Below are 22,682 nucleotides of genomic sequence, written 5' to 3' on the forward strand. Positions count from 1 at the left end.
CTTTTAAACAGGTCTGGGGTGATCATATCTGCGATACCGTAATCTTTGGAGACAAGATATACTCTGACTTTGAATATTTCAATGATGAGAAGAAACAAAAACAGCGTATTGAAATGTTCACTCCCGTCAAGGCAATCAAGGGGCAACCCGAACAGGAAAGGCAGCGCCAGAAAGCCTATAATGACTTGTTCTCCACGGCCGTTTCCAAAGTCAGACAACCCATAGAATCATTCTTCAACTGGCTGAATGAAAAAACAACTATTCAAAGAGCGCAAAAAGTAAGATCCACAAAAGGACTACTTGTACATACGATGGGCAAAATTGCCCTCGCATTCATTTATCTAATTTTTTAAATACTGATTCGCATTAATTATTGATGTGCCCATTCGGATAAAATGACGGGACCTATCCGTACTATATGTTACCTGATCGGTTAATATGGGCTATGCACCAGATTTGTCAGAACCCAGGAAGGGTTTACAAGCCAAGCAATGGCTACAACATCCCATATTGCTTTAGACCAAGCTTTTAAATCGCGGCTATTGTATCCAAAACTATTTCGTACAAATAATCGGACAGGGGGTTTTTATCTTTCAAGTAATATTCTAACTCTGGTAGAGTGGTATGAAAATGCGATACTACCGGCTGGCATGGCGTGATTACTAATGGAACTCCTGAATTCAAAACTACCTGAGCGGCCAATACATCCTATAATTACCCCCGAATCCTTTCGATTCCTCACTTTTATAGTTTGTGCAATAGTTGTATTTAGTTGAAATAGGTCTTCTTTTTTGGTTTATTACGAGAATATGCTACCATATTTTCAATATTAATTTGGTAATTATCAGGAATATTTCTGGTTTTGAGCTTTATACTATGTTTACCCTCAGGAAGATTATAGTTCCACGCAACATCATATTTACGAGCATAATATATGGTTGGCATTTTTATGGTTTCAATAAATGTATTGTCGATATACAAATCTGCTTCCAATACAGCATGTGGGTTATTTTGGTTATTATTAGTTGCAGAGCCGGTCAATACAAATCCAGAACCCATTATGTCAAATGTAACTTCCATATCCTTTGCTGTCAATTTTGAGTTTAAATTTCGCTTTTCGATAGGATAAAGTCCTTCAAAATTGATTTCTAAAGGAACTCTTTTCGGAGCTTGGTATTTAATGATAAATGAATCATCCTCCTCTTCTCCTCCATTCCTCATTATCATTTCTGAAGCATGTTTAAATCCAATATCATAAACTTGATTGAGGGATAATTCGGTGTATGCGAAATTCAAATCATCTATCTTGTCAATACCCTGCTTCCAATAATTGGGTATATTACTATACCCGATCATTGTTCCCAATATTCCACCGGCATTAGCAGGATTACAATCAGAATCGTAACCACACCTGGTGCTTATATCTATAGTTGCTCCGTAATCCCCTTTTCCATACAGCAAACCCATAACGATGTATGCTCCATTAATTTTAGCGTCTATATTATAGGCTGCAAAGACTCCATCAGGAGAGCCTATATCGTGTGACCATTTCTTTTGTGCCTCGAACCATGCATGTTTCCAATCATCTGGATTTTGCCTATACCATTTAATTATATCCGCTATGCATTGATAATATTTACTTTCTTTGGGGAGGGTTTCCAATGCCTTTTCAACAATATACTCAATGTCATCGTGGACAAAAGCCAAAGAATACATAGCAGCGACAAACATTCCTCCATATAATCCATCTCCAGAGTTCATAATACGCCCAATTTTATCGCATATTTCAACCGCGGAATTGACCATTCCAGGTGATATCAAGCCTGCAAAATCCGATTCGATTTGAAAGTCAATATCATCGGCATGAGGGTTATTCTTCCAATGTCCCGAAGCGGGCGGCATTATTCCATTAAGAATATTATAACGGGCATTTTGGTTAGCAGCCCATAATTGATACTTTGATTGCGCGATTGCCCGCGCATGGAGAGTGTCAGAGGCGTCAAGCCCATGTTTTTCAAATACATCTATAAATGTTAAGTCCATATAAATATCATCATATAGGCCTGGGAAATTATCAAAATACCACATCATTCGTGTGCTATCCCATGGAATGGGAACATTGTCATCAATCATAGTCCCGTTCCATCTAAATTCAGTGGGACCGCCGTAAGTACATCCGATTACCTGCCCTGCCCAACCCCCTTTAATCTTATCTAAAAGCAGCTCTTTTTTTATATTGACTGTATCTGGAATTTTGACTCCGATTGCTTGCCCCTTGCAACCACTAAAAAAAATTATAATAGTCACTGAAAGTAGGCAAATTATATTCGCTTTTTTCATATTTATAGTTTGATAATGTTTGCTATCTTTTGTGTGTTTAATGAATTTAGATAATTCATATACTTATCTGAATTTAATCTCATCCAAGTGTTCCGTTTCCATATCATTTAATGGAAATTTCCACATAACGATTTCAGATACGTAAGCATTGTTGCGGTCATTCCAACTATTATCATCCTTGAACAAATAAAGTTCAGGACGAAGAGCATACATACCATCAATCCAGCTTGACCCCGTACTTATAGTTTTGATCAGTGTGCCATCGAGATATATTTTTACAAATTCATTTAATTTAACGGAGTAAATAACTCTATGCCATTCATTGAGGTGCATATTTTTACTTGCTGAATTCCAATATCCATTAATGCTCAATTCTCCATAAGGACTTATAAATAATTCTCCGTTACTATTGGAATTATCTATATCCGCGATGCTAAACCATTTGAAAGCTGATAATTTAATATTCATTAATATAGTGTATTCATTCACATAAGTACTGCCTGATCGCGGAGTTATTCCATGCCTGCAAGTTAAATATGATAATTCGGGTACCAAAACAGCTTTATCATTCTCGGTTGGACCATTTGATAGCGTTATCTTATTTCCAGGTGATACCTCAATCAGGGGTTGCCCTATTTTTGCCTTGAATAGATCATCCACATCATCAAATAGCCACATTCCTATGGGTGGAATTTGGCGATAAATATTTAAAGCACGTGTTTGGGTACTACTCGTGTGGTTACTGGATGAAGGCACAATTGTCCAATAGCATCTGGCACTTCCATTTGCCACTACCTCTTTGATTTGGGATGAATACAGATCAATCGACGAGACATTTCCTACATTCAGCTCAAAGGTTTTATCGGTTGGAAAATTTGAACTTGTTGATATCTTCAAAGTGTAAGAATCAATATTTTCAACTGTTGTCCACGAGAAATGGTATATTTCTGAATCATTTGTATTATTTAGGTCTATCGTATGTGCAGTAATAGGTGTTTTAAGAAATATGACATCACCGGCTGATTCTGAAATGTTTAAAGAAATTACAGACGTCCAGTTAACGGTGTCAATAATTGAGACACTATTTTTTTTAGGGGTGATTTGTAAAGTAATCTCTATAGGAATGATATTTCCTTTCGTTATGTTCTCGACAAAAAAGCTCGGTATATCTCCTTGTTCTCCTCCTGTCTGTAGAATGTTATTATTGTCTTTATAGCTATAAGAATAGCCATGACAATCGAATAATACCCCGGATAACTTATTATCCCATTCAATAAGAGCAGTGGAGCTTGATTCTGTTATTTTTGGTGATAAGAGTTCCATCTGCTCAAGATCATATGAAGTGTAAGGAATAAGTGATATTTCCTTTGGAATTGATCGATTACCATATTCATCTTCAGTAAAGACTTTGAATGTATATTCTTCCGGTTCTATAAGTCCGGTAATATTCACCCATGAACAGACGCTGTCAATAATCAAAGGGCTATCAAAATATGAGCATTCGATCACAGTTTTCTTTGCTTTCGCCAGTTTCATTTCTGAGGCCCGGATTCTCCCTTTCGTGGACAGGTCTATTTCAACACGTTCAAATCCAATTTTTCCGGCAATAGTATCAAAACCGGATGGATATATTGCTTCCTCCGTGGCAAATTCTCTCAACGTATCATACATGCCTGTACATGAGAAGCCAGACAGTGAGAAAACAACTGATGTAATCCATAAAAGATATATTATTTGCTTTTTCATTTCATAATTTTATTAAAAGTTTCATTGCATATTTGCTTTTCTACCATAAAGTGTAATCTCTGAGAGGACCCAAGGAGCAGCTCCGAAACCGGTAAGCGCTTCATACCTGAACCATCGCGCGGGTTTTGTGAATGCAGGAACTTCGGGGTACATTAGTGCCATGTCACCTGCTGCTCCTAATCTTGCAATTTCCAACTCACTTAGTCCCGTTGGTATCTCAATTGTATGTTGTGAAATGAACTCCCATTCGCTTGTTTCTTCATTTAAGAAATACATATTGTATTGATTCACGTTTTCACCCGTATAATAGTATCCTCTTTCGTTTGGATCGTACGTGTTTGTGTTAAGATCATGCCGTTGATTAGTCACAATTCGGCTTAGTTCATAATAATCACCCAGATCAATAAGGAAATTCCAAGGAGTATTTCCATCTATCGCTTTACCAGTGCGACCTCTCCCGGCAGTATGCATTATGCTAATGATCTCGCCTCTTGAAATAATCCCGTCGATGACATTTAACGATTTGGCTTCATAAGCATTCCCAAAACACATGGGAATACCCGCTATTGAATCGTTGGTGTTTGGTAATCGCCAAAGTTCTTTTGGTAAAATTGCATCACTCATAATCTTGATTTGTCCCATTTTAATATTTTGGGACCAATTGCCATATGTGTCTCCAATACGAATATTCACGGTTAAAGATTCGTCATCTGAAAGTACTACATTGTCTATTATTTCTCTATTGATAGCTTTGTTTGAGGTTAACACCCATGTTAAATCACGATCCTTCCCAGCTTTATTAAAGATCATGTCAATATAGACGTTTACAGTTTGTTCCAATACATTATCCCATAAAACGATAAATGAGTTAAATCCTGCCAATACTTTAATAGATTCTGCTACATTCTGTAAGGCTGATTCCGATGCTTTAACGGTCACCGGAACTGAAATAGAACGATTTCCTGCTCTATCAACGGCATATAATTGGACCACGTGTTCAAGGGTGTCTGCAATTCCCATTACATCAAGTGAATCTGTAAAATAGGATGCGGAAAAATAACTTTTTTTCCCACTATTATTGACATATTCAGCATTGATGCTAAGTATATCTTTATCCTCAGGCAAATTGTAAAATATTCTAGCGGCCCCCACAAGTGGTTTGTACGACAGATATTCCGGAGGTCCAGGTGCTTTGTTGTCATCCCCACTTATTTCAAATCGTTTTTCTTCTTGGCAAGCATTAAATCCAATTATAAACATTATGCTTAGTATAATATATATGGTCTTCATCATATTTGTTTTTATAAATCTTATTTCAAATTCTAAAATTATTACCATCCTGGGTTCTGAACTAGATTATCATTGATAGTTAGTTCATTTATGTCAATAGGCCATAAATAATTTTTCTTGAAAAATTTATTTTGTTGGTAGATTGTCCTAACAAAAAAAGTTTCCGCATCCGTTCCCATATTATTCCAACCAACATTTGGTTTGGAAAATTCAGAGACTGCCTTTTTATACCGCACTATATCCCAATAACGATGTCCTTCAAATGCGAACTCATTGTCTCGTTCTCGAAGAATAATTTCCAACATTCCTTCCTTGGTAGTGTGTTTATTGACAGTTTTTGCCAGTTCTGAATTAGACCACACTACCTCTACATCTGGTATTCCCGCTCTGCGCCTGACTTTATTTATTGCATCATAAACTTCTTGTGTTGGAGCATCTAGGTATTGAGTTAATGCTTCCGCTTTCATAAGGTATAAATCTGCCATACGCATTAGCGGGTATGGAAATCTTACTAAACGTGCAATATGTCCAGCCTTTGTATCAGGGTGTACAAATTTCTGAATTCCAATTCCAGTAGTTAGGTATTGTACCCCGAATTTTGAATACCTGCCACCGGGTTCTTCGGCAAACATTGAAGTAGCAATTCTATTGGAATGAGAGCGAAAATAACCTCCTGTAATACCAAGGTTTGCATAAAACCTTAACTCTCTATCCACATACATATTGACCACCTGTGATCCTGGCTGTAAAATGCCCCTTGATTTTTCATATTCAGAATTTTCTTCTGTCGGTGTTGTAGTAATATCATATCTTCTATTATAATCAAATGATAAATCCTCATCCATGGGGAGGCCATTTTTGGTATAGTATCTTTCAATAACCGCGAGAGTAGCACCTGTACTGCCGAAACAAGTATTGGTGTCATATGTGCCACCGAAAGAATCGTATCCAGAAGGTAAGGGTATGTTTGTGATAGCCTGCCAGTCTTCTACACCAGAAGGACTCAAATTGGAGAAACCCCAAATAACTTCCATATTCCAAGGATCTACAATGAGCATCCGTAGATTATAGAGTGCCTGCATTCTTTCTATATTGGTTTCATAATCTGCACGATCATACGTGTAAATATTTTTACCATAAGTATATAATCCTAAATTATTACTTTCACAAATTTCGATAGCTTCATTTATTGCATCCAGGGCTTCTTTCCATTTTTGTTTATCGTAGGTCTGAGGAAAGAATGGTTGGCCGTCTGTATCAAGAAATTGGCTGTAATCGGTATTGCCATTAAAGAAAGGGCTTGCCCTAAATAATAATATTTTCGCTTTTATTGCCTTTGCAACTGTTTGGTCTACTTGCCCATAGACATCTGAATTTGCTTTTTCTCTTAAATCTGGAATCGCTTCGTCTATGAGTTGTATGATGTATTGAAAACACTCTTCCACTTTGCGTCTACGAGGGTATAATTCATCGTCTGTTGCATCCGTAGGAATCATTTTATCAGCAATGACAACAGGCCCATAATGCTGAACCAACAAGAAGGTATAATAAGCGTGCAAAAATTTCGCTTGGGCCTTCCAATCAGCTTTCTCAGATTCGGTCATGTCTCCAACAAGGTCTATTTTTTCCATAAACAAATTAGTATCATATAATGCTTGATACAAGTTCCAAGCGCCTCTTGTTCCTGACCATAACCCTAGCAAAGGACTGTCTGCGGATTGATCGCCACGGTTTATTATGTCTCCTAATGAACGATTTCGATTTTGATTGTCTAAATATACACGGTATTCGTCACCTAAGCCATATTCGCTATACAAATGATTGTTTATTAGGGGTAATGAATGATATACCCTGGCCAGGGCGTTCCAAGCTTGTTGCTTAGAAGAAAAAATATCCTCTAAGGTTACTGTATTATCTGGAACAACATCCAGAAAGTCACCACAAGAAAACAGGATCAAAACTAGACAAGCAGTGAGTACGATCCGCTTTATTCTTATTATCTTAATATGAATATATTTCATGTTCTTATTTTTTAACGGTTTGAATAATATAAATCAAAAGGAGAGCTGAACTCCGAGATTAAATGTTCTGTTAAGCGGATAATTCAATCCGTTGCTGCCAACTTCAGGATCCCAAAGTTTGAATGCGCTCAAAATGAGGGCATTTTCACAGGTGAAATATACCCTGGTGTTTGAAAGTACAGAAATACCACTGAAATTATATCCCGCTTCTATAGTTTTCAAACGCAAGAAACTTCCGTCACGTAACCACCAAGATGAGGCTCGAGAATTATTATTCACGATAGAGGTTGACAAGCGTGGAAAAAATGCATGTACGTTTGGATCTGATTCACTCCAATAACTATCGGCTATAAAAGATAATGAGTTTCGTCTATCTACGAAGGGGGTTATCGCGTCAGAATTGATGAAGAAAGATGTTCGACCATTTCCTTGAAAAAAGAAAGAAAAATCAAATTTTTTATATCCTAACGACATACCAAAGCCATATTGAATTTCAGGAACACTTGGAAATCCCATTGGTACAATATCGTAGCTATTTACTATTCCGTCGTTGTTGATATCTTTATATTTTATATCTCCTGCCATATAGGGGCCAAAATCTTGTTTTGGCGAATGGTCTATTTCTGCCTGATCAACAAATAATCTTTCTGCAACAAGTCCATATAGTTGATTTATGGGATTTCCTACACGTTGAAGATATTCATATGGATAATTCAATTCATCCAGTTTTGTGTATTTATTGGTGGAATAGGTTAAATTGAGGCGCCCTGTTAACCATAAATCTTTGGAGAAAGAATGTTGAAAATCTATTGAGCCGTCAATTCCATATGATTGTGCTTGACCCGCATTTCCAGAAGGTAGCGTACTCCAACCAGCCGTAGACGGGATATTTGATCGTAGACTATATATCCTGCTTCGGGTATCCTTGAAGAAATCTACATTGAGTTTTAGATCCTCATTCTTAAAAAAACCAAATTCAAAACCCAGATTGATTTTATCGGATATTTCCCAGGTCATATCGGGATTCCCTATACGATTCATATTATAACCTCCATAATATGTCTGGAAGGTATTCCCCCAAGTATAAACTCCACCACTCCCTGTTGAAATATTTGAGAGGAACCAAAAACGGTCAGCTCTGCCTGCAATGGCGTCGTTGCCTACTTTTCCATAGGTGAATTTAAGTTTTAAAAGATTGACGGCATCTTTCATTGATTCCCAAAATGATTCATTTGATATCAACCAACCCGCCCCGATAGATGGGAAAAATCCAAATCTATGTTTGCCCGAAAATTTTTCAGAGCCATTATATCCATAGACGAATTCAAGAAAATACCGGGTATCATAATCATAGGTGAAGCGGCCTGAATTTCCAAGATTCCGTTCGGGTAATGTTTCGAAGATATTGCTGCTGTTGCCTCCGGTAAGTAAGCTTTGTTCGGCAGTAAATACTGTCATCAGTCCTATGTTATGCTTGCCAAATTCACGCTCCCAATTTAGTCGTCCCTCAAAATAATAATGATTTGTAGCATCTCTATATGGCTCTACTCCTCCGAGATAAGCTTGACCCGAGGTGGAATTCAAAATAAAAAGACTATATTCATCGGATATCGGATTATAACTATCTATTGTATAATAATAGGGAGAATATCTTCTTTTCGCCGTATAAGAACTCCAGGTTGTCGCGGAGGCTTTTGCTTGAAATTTTAAGTTTTTGGTAATAAAATCCAAATCTTGCGACAAGGTAGCCATAGCTGTAATTGTATTGTCATCCCTGCTTTGATAACCCATTACCATTTCGGCATAGGGATTTGTCATGAGTGAGCCTGCATTATAAGCATTTCCAAAAAGGGTGTGCTTTGTGAAGAGATTGGCTTGATCCGGCTCAAAAACTGCAGGGAAATCAACAGGGTTACCTCCCATTATCATATTATAAATTTCTGTTGCGGAGCGATAAGGTCCATTATAACTCTCAAATCGGCCCTGTATTCTCGTATCAAGTGTTGTAGATTTTGTAAGTTTGAATACGACGTTGCTTCGGATATTAAATCTATTAATATTAATGTTATTATTGAAATTACTCCGATTGTCTACCTTTAACAATCCCGTTTCATGATCATAACCAGCCGAGACATAATACTTCGCTACATTTCCTCCTCCCGACAAATTAATATTTGCCTTGGTATTGGTCGTTGAAGATTTAAATAATTCATCGAGCCATTGTACGTTAGGATAAATCATAGGGTTCATGCCATTTTCGGTAGCTTGAATCTTTTGTTCACTGTAAAATGGACTTTCATTAGCTGTTCTCGTCAAAAGCGCTTCATTGTACATTCTCATATAAGTAACTCCATCGACGAACTCATTCATCCTTGTTGGTGTAGTAACTCTGGTGTCAACACGGATATTCATCCTTACAGGGCCTTCTTTTCCTTCCTTAGTTGTGACTAAGATTATTCCATTGGCACCTCGTGGCCCATACATTGCAGTTGCCGTTGCATCCTTTAATATAGAGAATGCCTCAATATCGTCGGATGGTATACGGGCAAGATCGTTAGCTGAGGCTTCAAATCCATCAATTAAAATCAATGGGTCGTTTTTATAACCAAAAGTAGTTACGCCACGAACAAAAAATTGTGCGTTATCATTTCCAGGCTCTCCTGTAGTTTGATAAGAAATAACTCCGGGAATTCTACCGGCAAAAGCCGTTGTCAGGTTACTACTAGGTATTTTCAGATCTTTTGTGTTGACTGTTTGGATAGAAGATATCATACTGGTTTTTTTCTGTTGGCCAAATGCCACTACCACAACTTCCTCCAATTCTTTCTCTTCCTCTTTCATTCTAATAGTAATAATTCGTGATTCTCCTATTTTCACCTCCTCGGTTTTATATCCTATAAAGGAAAAAATAAGAACACAAGTATCGCTTGGTACAGCGAGATTGAATTCACCTTTTCCATCGGTTGTAGTGCCAGTGCTACTTCCACGCACCATGACTGTTACTCCCGGAAGCGTTTCATCGAAATTATCAAATACCTTGCCCGTTACTTGAATGCCTTGTGCAAACAAATTGGAGGAAAACAGGAGCAGGAGTAGTGGGATAAAGTTTCTCATGTAATTATTCATAATTCTGATTATTAATACTATTCATTTACAATTCTTATATCCCCCCAATATCCAGCTTCCCAAGCCCACCCATTCGCTTTGTTTTCAAGGTCAATTTTGACATTCTTATTTCCGGCAAAAGGTGTTAAATCGAAGGTTATCTCACGCCAACCATCATTGTTGACCGAATCTTTTCCGATAGTTATCTGTTTCTGTACAGAACCGTTCACACGGATAATCAAATCCCAATCGCCACCATCATAGTGGCTGACGAGTGCTTTTAGCACGGTCTTTTTGTCTTTGAGAATATCAATTTCCGTGCTCAGGACGCAGGGTATTTCCCTACTAAGAGGATGCGTTACAATCACATTCTCTTTCCCTTTGTAGGTTTCCCTAAATCCTGGATCCATATCTGTTCCACAGTTCGAAACTATCCAACCTGGGAGTAGTTCATCTACTGCTTTTTGGATGTTGATAAATCCTTTATGGTTGATTTTTGCCATTTCTTCTTCGGTGAAAAGGCTATTTGTAATTGGTTCCGGATCCCAACTGAATACCAAGGCGCTTGGCGTTGGTTTTTTGAGTGGAATCATAAAGTACTCCTCTCCGTTTGTCTCTGTTTCAATCCGGCCACCCTCTCTCAAAACATACGCGCGTGCCAGTTTTTCACAGACATCGAGCAATTTCGGGAAATTGTAATTTGTATGTGCAAAGTGTGTTTCCAGATCAAGATTTTCCTTGAATCGGCTAGGAAGTTTAGAGGTTCCAAGCGTGGTGAACAAAATACCGGCGGCATTCGAAGGGTTACAATCAGAATCCTGGCCACAGCGTGTTGAAATAATAATGGTTTGGTCAAGGTCTTTTTCTCCATAGAGTAATCCTATAAGGATATATGCCCCATTTATTTTTACGTCTATGCCTCCATTGGAGTTTTTTTGATATTCTGGATCTTCTCGATATTTTTGCTGGCATAATGTCCAAGTGGTTTCCCAATTATCTGGATTAGCCTTGTACCATGCTACTACATCGCGTACCATTTCGGCGTATTGGCATTCATGAGGAATGCACTTAAGGCCGGCATCGATAACTTTTAGTATATTCTCCTCGAAAAATGCTTCCGCATACATGCCACCTATAAATTGTCCCGCGTACATCCCGTCGCTATAATTCATTAATCGTCCGAATTTTTCACCTAATTCAATGGCTATATTTGGCATCCCAGGAGCAATTAACCCAGAATAATCAGCCTCGATTTGATAATCAATATCGTTTGGGCAATTCGAGAAAGCAGGATGGCTGCAATCGGGTGGAGCAATCCCCGCACGTAGATTCCTTCTCCCGGCATCATTAGCACACCATAAGGGGTATTCGCTGTTGGCGAAATCAATGCCGGCTTGCCGGATAGAAACGTCTAAACCATACTCCTCCAATGAGCGTAAAAAAGTCATTTCCACGTAGAGATCATCTTGATAAAAAGCACTATTAATCAATTCATTTTTCCATTGTGGCATATCTCCTGCTGGAATAATCTTGTCTTTCCATATAAACTCAGTGGGAGCACCCCAAGCAACTCCGGCTATCTGACCCAGCCATCCTGCCTGTAATTTATCGCGGTATTCCTTGACCGATAGTTTTCGATATTCAATATCTGACTGTTTGTCACGGGTTTCAGAAGTGCATCCTGTTAGATTTATTAAAACGCTAACAGCAATAAGAAGAGGTGTTTTTTTTAACATAACAATGAAGTGTATTTTGTGAATTTTTATTGTGAGTTTTTATGAGTATCTATGGTTAATTACCTCCCGAAGATACGATCAGGGATAGTCCGATAATGAATAATACAAACATAAAGGTGAGCATGTAGTTAACAGCTTTGGGAGATCCTTTGAACTCCTTCCATATAAACACACCCCATAAGGCAGCAATCATCGGTGCACCCTGTCCCAACGCGTATGAAATCGCCGGGCCAGCTTTTCCCGCGGCGACGTAACTGAGGGCCGTGCCCATTCCCCAGATAATACCTCCGAGTACTCCTACTAAATGTGTTTTAGAATTACCTTTGAAGTACTGGGAATAGGTTACCGGCTGTCCCATGAACGGTTTTCTCATGGCAAGGGTATTGAAGATGAAATTACTTCCCAATATTCCTAACGAGAAGATAAAGAATGCGCCGTACGGGGCCAGCATTCCAGCAGAGGGATTCTCTAAGTTGTTCAGGTCCATCGCGGATGCCACAAAACGATAAAAGAAAGACATCAGGAATCCGGCGCAAATAGCGATGATGATTCCCTTTTTCTTTGTCTTGCTCTCCTCTGTTCCCTTACTCATTTTTCCAGAGGCGATGCCATTAAGCACAATTGCGATAACAATCAATGCTACTCCTAAAAATAATATTACTGGATCGCCTTTTGGTGCCCCAAAATAATTGATGAATACTCCCAGTACAAGTGCTATACCTACGCCCACAGGGAAAGCAACTGACATGCCTGCTAACGAGACTGAAGCCGATAGCAAAATATTAGAGGCATTAAAAATAACTCCTCCCGTGAAGGCATGCCAAAAATTCTTTGAGCTTACTTGTGTAATATCAGTGATAAAGCCGCGTCCATGATCTCCCGTGCTACCCAACGTAAATCCAAAAATAAGCGAAAGAAGCACGATTCCGATCACGTAATCCCAGTAAAAAAGCTCGTATCGCCATGTTTTGGCGGCCAACTTTTGCGTGTTACCCCACGAGCCCCAGCAAACCATGGTAACCACGCATAAAATAACTGCTAATAAATAATTATCTACTATAAACATATTGTATTTTTATTTAAGATTTAATATGTTGTTTTTTTTATGGCAGGAATTACTTCGTCCCTATAAGGGATTGAACTTTGTGCCCCTTCTCGCGAAACAGTTATACTAGCCGCTTTATTTGCTATTTCAACGGCTTCTCTTATTGAGTGTTTTTCAGATAGCGCAACACAGAAAGCACCACAAAAAGTATCTCCCGCGGCTGTGGTGTCAATTGGTTGCACATTGAATGCAGGAATTTCATAATAATTTGGACCGTCTTTTACAAAAGCACCTCGGTCACCTAATGTTATGATTACCTTATCAACTCCCTTTTCTGCAATAATATTTGAAGCTATTTGTGTCGATTTCCTATCGGTTATTTTTATGCCTGATAAAATTTCTGCTTCTACCCGATTGGGTATTATTGCATAGAGGCTTTTTAGTAATTCATGGGAAAGTGATGCCGCGGGTGCTGGATTTAAAATCACTTTTATACCCTTTTTATAGGCCATCTTTGCCACATAGTCAACTGTTTTTATAGGGATTTCTAATTGTAAAAGCAATAGCTTTGCATCATCGAAAGCATTCATCGCTTTATCAATATCCTCTGGGAATAATGCTTCATTGGCCCCTGCTGCAACAGCAATGCAATTTTCACCTTTTTGGTCTACAGTTATTAAGGCAACTCCGGTGGGTAGCTCCTCGTCAAGAAAAGTATATTGAATATCGATATTTTCATTTTCATACTGTGCTATAAGTTGTTTTCCGAATAGGTCACTCCCTAATTTTGCAATAAGAGTTACTTTCCCTCCTAATCTTGCGGCTGCAACAGCTTGATTTGCTCCTTTACCTCCTGAAAACATCTTGAAACTTCCTCCTAGGACAGTTTCCCCGGGTATTGGTAGACGATTAGTCATGATAGTCATGTCTGTGTTGCAACTTCCCACTACGATAATTTTATTTATATTCATAATATTTATAATAAATAATTGCAAATATATTGACAAATATTTATATGAACAAACGTTTTCGCAATTATATATAGTTAAATAAAGTTATTTGCAGGCTTGTTGTCTACTCTTTCTGTTATTTCTATTCATTTTATTCCAAAAATAGGTCATAAAGGACAAGTCGAACATAGCCGATATTGCAGAATAATTAGTTGGGATTTTGTATTATGACGGCATCCATGTTTTGAATGGAAAAGCTGATAAATACAGGATAAACAAAACTACTCAAAAGGAAAATAAAACTTACGAGGGAGAAGTTGAATTCTCGAATGAATTTGTCCGAAATTTACGAACCGGTATAAGTAAAACGATTGTGCTAATTTTTTCTTCTTTAAAAATCCTTTTTTAGCAGAGTCTTTTAGAGGATATATTTCTTTGGTAGCAGTTTCCCTGAAAAGTGTGGGGCTAGGGCCTGGTTAGCGGGGTCAAAAATAAACGTGTTTTCCCGGATTTTTATTGGAATAGGTTATGAGTTCCCTGATATTAATATGGTAACCATCGGGAATATTCCTTGTTTTTAATGTTATAGTATGTTCCCCTTCGGAAAGGTCATAGTTCCATGCCATATCAAGCCTGCGAACAAGAGACAATGTTGGCATCTTTATCGTTTCAATAAAATTGTTATCAATATAAAGATCAGCTTCCAACGTATTATCTTTTTGGTTGTTTTGTGCTGAAGCATATCCTGTGATAACAAAACCACAACCGGTTATACCAAATGAAACTTCATTATTTTGCTCAGTTAACCAGGTACTTATATATTTCCTTTCAGTAGGATAGATCCCTCCTATTTCCAGAGCAACTGTTTGGGGAATCTGGTACCGAATAATAAGTGAATTCAAGTTTCTCAAGTAGCATGACTGCAACTAAACAGTCCGACTGACAATGTTTTGCGACCCATCGGAGCCCGCGATCGCTAAAAGAGAAGAACTTGCTTCGCTTCGGACAGCTTCTCTTTTAACGCTCTACGCGTGCTATGGGTGCCCCGTAAAACACTTAAATGTCTCCTGTTTAGTTGCATACATTTCGGAAATAACTTGCGAAACTTCAGTAAGTGAATCGTATTCTCAATGCCTCCGTTTCTTTTAATCATTTCGGCAGCATGATGGAATCCTATATCATACACTTTGTTAAGGGACATTTCTGTATATTGGAAATTCATATCCTCCACTTTTTCAATAGCCTGCATCCAATAATCGGGGATATTACTGTATCCTATCATTGTGTCCTGAATTCCGGCAGCATTGGGCCGGATTACAATCCGGATCATAACCGCACCTTGTACTTATATCTAGGATAAAGCAACCATAAGTATCAGCCACACCATGACCGTTCTAAAGATGTTCTTCATAACTTTGATTTTTATTTTATTATGCGAATACTTTAATTAAAATAAACTGATAATCAGTTTCAACCCGTATATTACTGATATTTCTTCGGCTTTTGGGTTATCAGGTCGATGAAGTAATCTCTTATTTGCTCCCTTTGTTGTTCCGTGACAGTCAGGTATTTATGTTTCCCTTTTTCGTCGGGTGTAAATCGGGTAATCCCTTTATCATCAATACTTATCGTACCTGCAGGTGACTCTCCAAAGAAACCTTTATCTGCTTCAACAACGTAAAGTACCGAGGTCAGGTCCCATGTCTGACGGTCGTAGGGCATCTCCAGATAGGCTTTATATCCTTCAACCAGCGGATTGGGTTCTTTCCATTTGAAATCATTTTCGATGCTGGAGGCAGGATATAATATTGTTTCACCCAGTTCGAAGGGGGATACCACTATGGGGGCCGGCCACTCCCTGATTACTTTTTGAGCAGCAGGAATATCACAGTTGACATTGAATTCCGAAAAATTTTCGTCCTGAAAATGTCCTATCATAGCGGACAGGATTTTCACTTTCCTGGTGATGAGTTCTTTCCCTGTAAGGGGTGAAAATTCATCTCCCTTGCTGTCCAGAAGCTGGGCAAGGTTAGTAGAAAACCCTACTGAAATAATATCTACCGAATTATCTTCCTGTGATGCTAATATTTTACGGTAGAGGGCTACTGAGGTAGGAAGTGCTTTATAATCCTTCACTGTTCTTTCGAAAGCAGGTTTGCCTTCTTTCTCCATTTGACACACTGCACGTACGAAATTATCCTCATTGTCTTTTTCAGATCCATTGACTACCATTCCTATAGGAATATCGGGATAGCCGTACCATGTATTCATAATATCGATATATTCAACGCAATAAGGACTTTTCTTTGTTGTAGGAATACCAAGTAATTGTATTCTGTCCTGATCCAGATATTTATATAACATATCCAATGCAAGCGCATCGTCTACATCATTACCCATATCTGTATCGAAGATTATGTCAATCTTTTGCCGGTCAACATCTCCTTTAGTTTTGCCTTCGGAGCATGATAAAAGAAATACGAAGACGATGAATAGCCACAATGTTGTTTGTATAACCTTTCTCATATTGTAATGTTTTTATTTATTTAAACACATTGAATTCTCTTATACAAATTTTGCCTGATTACTTCATATCCTTATATACGGGGGAATTTCCATGGCTCTCTGTATTGAGGCTTTATATATTTATTTGCTTCAGCGATGTTGAACGACTTATTCTTATCGTCATATTGTAAAGAGACTCCGCTCATCCTGGCGGCAATATTCCCTAAATGAGCATATTTGGCGCACAAACTCCCTGTTTCTATCGTGCATGCCGTATTCCGGTCTCTGCTTTTCATGCATTCCAGGAAGTTGAACACATGATCTTTGTGGTCCTGATAATCGGCCTTGACAATTTTCCCGGGAACCTTTTCCCTTTCGGGATAAACCTGCCAGTCATCTCTATTGGCCACCAATGTCCCGTTTTTACCGGTAAAGACTAATCCGTAATTTTTACCATACGGGCCGGATTCAATACCGGCATTATTCTCCCAGGTCAGTATATAATCATCAAACTGGTATAATACTGATTGAGTGTCAAAAGTTTCATGCATACCATCCGGGTAGAGAAAATTACCGGCATTGGCCTGTATACTATTGGGCATGGTATGTATTTTCTTCGCCCAAAGTGCCATATCCAACAGATGAACACCCCAGTCGGTCATAAGGCCTCCCCCGTAATCCCAAAACATTCTCCATAAGCCGTGAAAACGTTGTCTATTGAATGTCCGTTCCGGGGCAGGCCCCAACCATGTGTCAAAATCAACACCTTCCGGGATATTTGAATCGGGAACAATTTCGGTTATTGCAGCATAATTGAAGTTGGCATATACATGTATACGGGATATTTCTCCCAATACACCCGAATCCAGGTAATCAATCATTTCCTTCCATAGCTTTGCACTTCTTTGTTGTTGACCTACCTGTACCACCCGCTGATATTTATTCGCTGCTTCGACCATCACATCGCATTCTGCTATCGAATTACTGACCGGTTTCTCAATATACACGTCTTTACCGGCCTTACATGCATCCACAAATTGCAGGCAATGCCAGTGATCGGGCGTTCCGATTATGACTGCATCGATGTCCTTTCGATCGAGGATCCGGCGGTAATCACCATATAGCTCGAATTTCTCTTTCTGCATGGAAGCCAATTCCTTTGCCCGTGACTCCATGACCGATTTATCAATATCACATAATGCCAAACATCGTACTTCATCCGATAACAGGAAATCCGATAAATTAGCCCATCCCATAGAGCGGCATCCGATTAATGCAACATTAATCTTATCATTCGTAGATACCTTAATCGATGCAGCCCTTAAATAGGCGGGCATTGCCAGACCTGCTGCCACAGTAGAGGATGTTTTCAGGAAAGAACGTCTTGTAATACTCATAATAATAGTGTGCTAATTGTAAATTACGAATCGGGCCATTTCTAAAAGATACAATTGTGTTTTTAATTTATTAATTGATACTAATTGCAAATATATGAACAATATTTATTTGAACAAACGTTTTCGTAATTTTACTTAGTTAAATAAGCTATCTTTGTAGACTTAGTCTCTGCTTATTCCATTATTTCTGTTAGCTTTGTTAAAAAAATAGGATTATGCATCATAAATCAAACATAATTGATATTGCCGAAAAGTCGGGATTCTCTATTACTACTGTCTCCAGGGTTTTGAACGGCAAGGCAGACAAATACAGGATTAGTAAAGCTACTCAGCAGAAAATAAAGGCTCTGGCGGAGGAGCTGAATTATGTTCCGAATGAATTTGCCCGTAATCTCCGCACCGGTAAGAGTAAAACGATTGCGTTGATTGTTCCTTCTTTAAAAAATCCTTTTTTTGCCGAGATAGCAAGCGTGGTAAATACAGAAGTGAGAAAATACAATTATATAACTATTATCGGAGACAGTGATGACAATATCGAAAATGAAAAAACAGAAGTAATGCATTTGTCATCCAGAAATCTAGATGGAATGATCATTGTTCCTTGCGGGGATGAATGGGGACATCTGGAGAGGATGCAGGAGAAAGGACTTCCGTTGATCTGTATTGACAGGTATTTTGAAGGGTTGGATCTCTCCTTTGTTTCTTCGGACAATTATGAAGGTGCCTATTCAGCATCTAAATATCTGATTGAGCACGGTCATACTTCTATTGGCTGTATCCAGGGGGTCAGACACTCAACCCCTAATATCCAACGGGTAAGAGGTTTTGTGGATGCCATGATTAATTCCGGTATCACTTCATATACGGTGACCGGAGATGCTTTCAGTGAACAGAACGGATATCTGGAAACAAAGCTGTTGCTCCAGCAAAAAGTGAGACCTACTGCTATATTTGCCTTTAGCAATACTATTGCTATGGGATGTATAAAAGCGCTTAAAGAGGAGAAGGTGAAAGTACCGGAAGATATATCACTGCTTACATTTGACGATAATCCATACCTTAATTATATAGAGCCTCCGCTTACCTGTATATCGCAACCGGTGGAAGATATTTGCAAGATAGCTGTGAAGATACTCTTTTCCAATATACTGGAGCATGCTATCTCTCCCAAACATGTTCTGTTAAAAACCCAGTTGAAAGTGAAAGCTTCGGTAAGGAATTTAGGCAGTCCACTATAATAAGGTGGGAAAGTAAAATCCCAAATCCCAAATCCGACATCTCAAAGTCGAAAGAAGTTCAGTCTGCCGTTCCGCTCAAAAAAATACCGGAAATGCATTTTATATATGCATTGTTTTGTTTATTTTTGGGCAAATTTAATGATATTACGTTATGTCAAGGAAAATCAGAGTAGCCGTAATCGGCTATGGAAATATAGGAAAGTACGTGGTGGAGGCGTTGCAGTCGGCTCCCGATTTTGAAATTGCAGGGATCGTCCGGCGTGATGCCGCGAATATTCCCGCTGAATTGAAAGAATATAATGTGGTAAGTGCCGTATCGCAACTCGAAGAGGTGGACGTGGCCATACTTTGTACTCCCACGAGAAGTGTAGAGAAATTTGCCATAACATGTCTGGAACAAGGGATCAATACGGTGGACAGTTTCGATATCCATGGACAGATACTGCAATTGCGTGGATCGCTCGATGGAGCGGCAAAGAAGCATAATGCCGTTTCCATTATTTCTGCAGGATGGGATCCGGGAAGCGACTCGGTGATCCGTACCCTTATGGAAGCAATGGCGCCGCGGGGAATTACCTATACTAACTTCGGACCGGGCATGAGTATGGGACATACCGTAGCCGTAAAGGCGATCGACGGTGTAAAGGCGGCCCTCTCCATGACTATCCCTACAGGAACAGGTGTGCATCGCAGGATGGTCTATATTGAGTTGGAAGAAGGGTATGATTTTCAAACGGTAGCGCAAGCCATCAAAGCCGATGATTACTTTGTCCATGACGAAACCCATGTCTTTCAGGTGGAAGATGTGGAAGCACTCAAAGATATGGGGCACGGTGTGCTGATGGAGCGCAAAGGCGTTTCGGGGAATACACAGAACCAATTGTTTAAGTTCGATATGCGTATCAATAATCCCGCCCTTACAGCGCAGGTGCTTGTAGGAACTGCACGTGCGGCGATGAAGCAGCAGCCGGGTGCCTATACCATGATCGAGATTCCCGTAGTAGATTTGCTACCCGGGGAAAAAGAGGCATGGATCAAGAAATTGGTGTAGATTCGTCGTTTTGATATAAATCCAAAGTTATTTACAGGAGCGACTTGTGTAAATTCTGCACAGGTTGTTCCTGTTTTCATTTACATTTTTGAGATTTGTGAAAGAAATACTATAACTGAGTGATATGGTTCGAAATAATCTTGTTGACCCAAATATTCCCATTTATATCTCTATCGTAAATAATGTACCATAATGTATAGGAATTACGCCGGTAACGGCGTACATATTCTCCATAACGTTTATGTTCAGGGTATTGGGTGTTAAAATGGAAACTATCGTTTTCTATGTCATAGCATTGAATAAGGATATCATCAATATAACGTTCTATGAAATCTAGGGAAAGCTCCATCTTTTTCCAGTGAAGCATTCCTGTGAAAATCAAATCCAAGTCTGAGTAAACTCTTTTATGAATGTAAACCATGCTTTTCCAGAAAAGCTTTTGCTCTTTTTTTAGCTTCAACTCTGAATTCTTCTACCGGCACATAATCACCGGACGAAGTTAAATCGTTTGAGGAAGGGGGGAGATACACTTGTTGCAATTCATTTAGCACTTCGTCTTCAAATGTGACCACCCCGGGGAAATCTTTCAGATAATTTATGATTTGTTTTCCTTCGGGCGTATCCGCATCTATTCGTATGGTAATTTGCATATAATCAGTCTCCTTTCAAAAGCAAATTTACAAAATATATCATATTAACCTGCCAAAACTATAAAAAATAATCATCTGCTTTGTATTTCTTTATCATCAATGAAAAAAAGACTATATATGTCGTAATTTGGCATACATTACATGTAATTTTGTCTCATAATTTCATCAACCGGAAATTTATGCGTATTCTTCATCTTTCGGACACCCATAACCGGCATCACCAATTGGTCAATATGTCGGAAGCAGACCTCATCGTACATTCCGGTGATATATCCTTTGCCGGTTCAGAGGATGAGGCCATTGATTTTATCCGGTGGTTTTCTGCATTACCCTATAAATATAAAGTTTTTATAGCCGGTAATCATGATAACTGCCTCCATGGAGCAAATATAGATGGCCTACCCGAAAACTGTTTTTATCTGTGTGATTCAAGTATAATGATTGACGGTCTTAAATTCTATGGTGTACCTATGTTTATGGAAGATGCAATATCCGGAAATTACGATGAAAGCATTCAGAAAATACCTGATGATACTGATATTCTTATAACGCACCAACCGCCTTATGGAGTACTGGACAATTCGGCCAATATCCATTACGGTGATCATAATTTATTACAAACCGTATTGGATATCCGTCCCCGATATCACCTTTTCGGACATATTCATAATGTCTACGGAGTTGAAAAAGGGAAGAATACAATCTTCTCGAATGCATCCTTGGTAGATGAACAGTATCGGTTACTGAACAAGCCTTTCCTGTTTGATATATAATATAATGGTGTTGCCATTGCTCAAATGGACATAAATTAATTTCGTTCAACAATGATCAGGTAAAATCGTTTAGTAGAGGTTACCTTTGGGACAACAGAAATTCATACTGATCTTAAACGGGATCATTTGCAGCCATAGATTTTGAAACAGCTAACCAGCACCGTAGCAGCGTGTGCAGCGTGGGAATTGTCGTGGAAAACGAGTTGGTTTACAAATCGGAAGGATATATCATTTACGATTGGTTTCTCGGATTGTGGCCCAAAAATCCGGTTTTATAGCATAACCGAAGGAAGAAGACGAAAAAGTTCATTATCTTTGTCGAAAATATCAATTCTGATGGACATATTACTCTCTGTAACCTGGAATGTAGACCCCACGCTTTTTACCGTTTTAGGCCGCGAAATTCGCTGGTACGGCCTGTTGTGGGTCATAGGGTTGATTGTAGCCGTGTATATCGTGCAACGCGTTTTCAAACGTGAAGATCTTCCCGAAAAATGGTTCGACTCACTCTTCTTCTATATGATCGTCGGTATTATTGCGGGAGCTCGTCTCGGTCATTGCCTCTTCTATGAACCGGCTTATTATCTGGCCAATCCCGTCGAGATCCTGAAAGTTTGGGAAGGTGGCCTGGCAAGCCATGGGGGAGTGATCGGTATTATCATTGCCGTATGGCTCTATTCACGGAAGGTGACCAGACTCAGTATGCTATGGACATTCGACCGGGTGATGGTGCCCACGGGATTCACTGCCGCAATGATCCGTTTCGGCAACCTGATGAACCATGAGATCTATGGAGGCCCGACCGACCAGCCGTGGGGATTCCGGTTTGTCACTA

Annotated in this window: 18 protein-coding genes and 1 pseudogene; 5 read left to right on the plus strand and 14 right to left on the minus strand. The window is 39.0% G+C overall.

Features of this window, described 5'->3' with window-relative positions:
- Positions 1-353 (plus strand): annotated as a pseudogene (locus Q0502_RS01520) (transposase); the annotation flags it as partial.
- 415 nt (positions 354-768) lie between these two features.
- Here the strand turns inward: Q0502_RS01520 and Q0502_RS01525 are convergent.
- The 12 genes from Q0502_RS01525 to Q0502_RS01580 all read right to left on the minus strand — a co-directional run bounded on the left by Q0502_RS01525 (position 769) and on the right by Q0502_RS01580 (position 18,135).
- Positions 769-2,340 carry an ADP-ribosylglycohydrolase family protein gene (locus Q0502_RS01525; RefSeq protein WP_298646337.1) on the minus strand — a complete coding sequence of 524 codons (1,572 nt, stop codon included), beginning with the start codon at positions 2,338-2,340 and terminating at the stop codon, positions 769-771.
- A 63-nt stretch (positions 2,341-2,403) separates the two neighbouring features.
- Positions 2,404-4,086, minus strand: a complete 1,683-nt coding sequence (locus Q0502_RS01530; RefSeq protein WP_298646338.1) for a DUF4998 domain-containing protein — start codon at positions 4,084-4,086, stop codon at positions 2,404-2,406.
- Positions 4,087-4,107: 21 nt separating this feature from the next.
- Complete coding sequence (locus Q0502_RS01535; protein ID WP_298646340.1) at positions 4,108-5,379, minus strand: DUF4959 domain-containing protein; 1,272 nt, start codon at positions 5,377-5,379, stop codon at positions 4,108-4,110.
- Between the two features lie 38 nt (positions 5,380-5,417).
- Positions 5,418-7,397, minus strand: a complete 1,980-nt coding sequence (locus Q0502_RS01540; protein WP_298646341.1) for a RagB/SusD family nutrient uptake outer membrane protein — start codon at positions 7,395-7,397, stop codon at positions 5,418-5,420.
- Between the two features lie 33 nt (positions 7,398-7,430).
- Positions 7,431-10,523, minus strand: a complete 3,093-nt coding sequence (locus Q0502_RS01545; protein ID WP_298646343.1) for a TonB-dependent receptor — start codon at positions 10,521-10,523, stop codon at positions 7,431-7,433.
- A gap of 17 nt (positions 10,524-10,540) precedes the next feature.
- Positions 10,541-12,238, minus strand: a complete 1,698-nt coding sequence (locus Q0502_RS01550; RefSeq protein WP_298646344.1) for an ADP-ribosylglycohydrolase family protein — start codon at positions 12,236-12,238, stop codon at positions 10,541-10,543.
- 55 nt (positions 12,239-12,293) lie between these two features.
- Positions 12,294-13,304: a GRP family sugar transporter gene (locus Q0502_RS01555; RefSeq protein WP_298646346.1), complete on the minus strand. Its 1,011-nt coding sequence runs from the start codon at positions 13,302-13,304 to the stop codon at positions 12,294-12,296.
- Positions 13,305-13,324: 20 nt separating this feature from the next.
- Positions 13,325-14,254 (minus strand): ribokinase, encoded by a 930-nt coding sequence (rbsK, locus tag Q0502_RS01560; RefSeq protein WP_298646347.1) that lies wholly within the window; start codon positions 14,252-14,254, stop codon positions 13,325-13,327.
- 464 nt (positions 14,255-14,718) lie between these two features.
- A complete protein-coding gene (locus Q0502_RS01565) occupies positions 14,719-15,135 on the minus strand; it encodes a hypothetical protein (RefSeq protein ID WP_298646348.1) in 417 nt (138 codons plus the stop codon).
- Between the two features lie 74 nt (positions 15,136-15,209).
- The gene (locus tag Q0502_RS01570; RefSeq protein WP_298646350.1) at positions 15,210-15,563 is read right to left on the minus strand and encodes a hypothetical protein; all 354 of its coding nucleotides are present in this window, start codon (positions 15,561-15,563) and stop codon (positions 15,210-15,212) included.
- A 152-nt stretch (positions 15,564-15,715) separates the two neighbouring features.
- Positions 15,716-16,759: a nucleoside hydrolase gene (locus tag Q0502_RS01575; protein WP_298646351.1), complete on the minus strand. Its 1,044-nt coding sequence runs from the start codon at positions 16,757-16,759 to the stop codon at positions 15,716-15,718.
- Between the two features lie 71 nt (positions 16,760-16,830).
- Positions 16,831-18,135, minus strand: coding sequence for a Gfo/Idh/MocA family oxidoreductase (locus Q0502_RS01580; RefSeq protein WP_298646352.1), 1,305 nt, complete (start codon positions 18,133-18,135; stop codon positions 16,831-16,833).
- Between the two features lie 215 nt (positions 18,136-18,350).
- On the opposite strand from Q0502_RS01580, the gene Q0502_RS01585 reads away from it, so the two are divergent.
- Positions 18,351-19,373: a LacI family DNA-binding transcriptional regulator gene (locus tag Q0502_RS01585; protein ID WP_298646354.1), complete on the plus strand. Its 1,023-nt coding sequence runs from the start codon at positions 18,351-18,353 to the stop codon at positions 19,371-19,373.
- Positions 19,374-19,524: 151 nt separating this feature from the next.
- Positions 19,525-20,424 carry a diaminopimelate dehydrogenase gene (locus Q0502_RS01590; RefSeq protein ID WP_298646355.1) on the plus strand — a complete coding sequence of 300 codons (900 nt, stop codon included), beginning with the start codon at positions 19,525-19,527 and terminating at the stop codon, positions 20,422-20,424.
- A 109-nt stretch (positions 20,425-20,533) separates the two neighbouring features.
- Here the strand turns inward: Q0502_RS01590 and Q0502_RS01595 are convergent, their stop codons facing one another.
- Together Q0502_RS01595 and Q0502_RS01600 are read right to left on the minus strand one after the other, a co-directional pair.
- On the minus strand, positions 20,534-20,773 hold the full coding sequence (locus tag Q0502_RS01595; RefSeq protein WP_298646356.1) for a hypothetical protein: 240 nt from the start codon (positions 20,771-20,773) through the stop codon (positions 20,534-20,536).
- Positions 20,774-20,828: 55 nt separating this feature from the next.
- Positions 20,829-21,074, minus strand: a complete 246-nt coding sequence (locus Q0502_RS01600; RefSeq protein ID WP_298646358.1) for a hypothetical protein — start codon at positions 21,072-21,074, stop codon at positions 20,829-20,831.
- Between the two features lie 179 nt (positions 21,075-21,253).
- Here Q0502_RS01600 and Q0502_RS01605 point away from each other — a divergent pair, with 179 nt between their 5' ends.
- Positions 21,254-21,847 carry a metallophosphatase domain-containing protein gene (locus Q0502_RS01605; protein WP_298646359.1) on the plus strand — a complete coding sequence of 198 codons (594 nt, stop codon included), beginning with the start codon at positions 21,254-21,256 and terminating at the stop codon, positions 21,845-21,847.
- A gap of 342 nt (positions 21,848-22,189) precedes the next feature.
- The coding region (locus tag Q0502_RS01610; protein ID WP_298646361.1) for a prolipoprotein diacylglyceryl transferase at positions 22,190-22,682 on the plus strand (493 nt) is incomplete at its 3' end.

The sequence above is a fragment of the uncultured Proteiniphilum sp. genome (assembly GCF_937873925.1).
GTDB lineage: Bacteria > Bacteroidota > Bacteroidia > Bacteroidales > Dysgonomonadaceae > Proteiniphilum.

Bases quoted from the DNA above. Each gene is read 5' to 3' on its own strand.
- Q0502_RS01525 (WP_298646337.1), bottom strand. From the start codon at position 2,340: ATGAAAAAAGCGAATATAATTTGCCTACTTTCAGTGACTATTATAATT.
- Q0502_RS01530 (WP_298646338.1), bottom strand. From the start codon at position 4,086: ATGAAAAAGCAAATAATATATCTTTTATGGATTACATCAGTTGTTTTC.
- Q0502_RS01535 (WP_298646340.1), bottom strand. From the start codon at position 5,379: ATGATGAAGACCATATATATTATACTAAGCATAATGTTTATAATTGGA.
- Q0502_RS01540 (WP_298646341.1), bottom strand. From the start codon at position 7,397: ATGAAATATATTCATATTAAGATAATAAGAATAAAGCGGATCGTACTC.
- Q0502_RS01545 (WP_298646343.1), bottom strand. From the start codon at position 10,523: ATGAATAATTACATGAGAAACTTTATCCCACTACTCCTGCTCCTGTTT.
- Q0502_RS01550 (WP_298646344.1), bottom strand. From the start codon at position 12,238: ATGTTAAAAAAAACACCTCTTCTTATTGCTGTTAGCGTTTTAATAAAT.
- Q0502_RS01555 (WP_298646346.1), bottom strand. From the start codon at position 13,304: ATGTTTATAGTAGATAATTATTTATTAGCAGTTATTTTATGCGTGGTT.
- rbsK (WP_298646347.1), bottom strand. From the start codon at position 14,254: ATGAATATAAATAAAATTATCGTAGTGGGAAGTTGCAACACAGACATG.
- Q0502_RS01570 (WP_298646350.1), bottom strand. From the start codon at position 15,563: ATGATCCGGATTGTAATCCGGCCCAATGCTGCCGGAATTCAGGACACA.
- Q0502_RS01575 (WP_298646351.1), bottom strand. From the start codon at position 16,759: ATGAGAAAGGTTATACAAACAACATTGTGGCTATTCATCGTCTTCGTA.
- Q0502_RS01580 (WP_298646352.1), bottom strand. From the start codon at position 18,135: ATGAGTATTACAAGACGTTCTTTCCTGAAAACATCCTCTACTGTGGCA.
- Q0502_RS01585 (WP_298646354.1), top strand. From the start codon at position 18,351: ATGCATCATAAATCAAACATAATTGATATTGCCGAAAAGTCGGGATTC.
- Q0502_RS01590 (WP_298646355.1), top strand. From the start codon at position 19,525: ATGTCAAGGAAAATCAGAGTAGCCGTAATCGGCTATGGAAATATAGGA.
- Q0502_RS01595 (WP_298646356.1), bottom strand. From the start codon at position 20,773: ATGGAGCTTTCCCTAGATTTCATAGAACGTTATATTGATGATATCCTT.
- Q0502_RS01600 (WP_298646358.1), bottom strand. From the start codon at position 21,074: ATGCAAATTACCATACGAATAGATGCGGATACGCCCGAAGGAAAACAA.
- Q0502_RS01605 (WP_298646359.1), top strand. From the start codon at position 21,254: ATGCGTATTCTTCATCTTTCGGACACCCATAACCGGCATCACCAATTG.